Below are 355 nucleotides of genomic sequence, written 5' to 3' on the forward strand. Positions count from 1 at the left end.
TTCCTGCTTGACCTGCTGAGCCGCGAACTCACGCCCAAGACACTGCGACGCCATCGCGACAATCTCTGGCTGCTGGGAGGTGAATTGATCCGCAGGCGTTACGAGGACACCAGGCTCAAGAAACTGCCCGCGCAAGAGGCCATCGCCGAGTTGATAGAACCAGACGGCGGCCCTCTGATCTGGCCACGCATCAGCCAGACTGATCAAGACTCCCTGGATGCCACCTGTCGCAGGCTATACAGGTTTCTCGAAGCCCGGGAAAAACCGGCAGCTAAAGGGTAGCGTGCTGCCACGGCTTACCCACCGAGTGCTTCGCACCTGTGGACAAGCCGCCTTGTGTGCCAGTGAAAGGCAC

1 pseudogene is annotated in these 355 nt (G+C 60.0%); it reads left to right on the forward strand.

From position 1 onward, the window contains the following. A pseudogene (locus tag ACMX25_RS33900) lies at positions 1–282 on the forward strand (hypothetical protein); the annotation flags it as partial. Between the last annotated feature and the right edge of the window lie 73 nt (positions 283–355).

This window comes from Caballeronia eucalypticola (genome assembly GCF_047608185.1).
GTDB lineage: Bacteria > Pseudomonadota > Gammaproteobacteria > Burkholderiales > Burkholderiaceae > Caballeronia.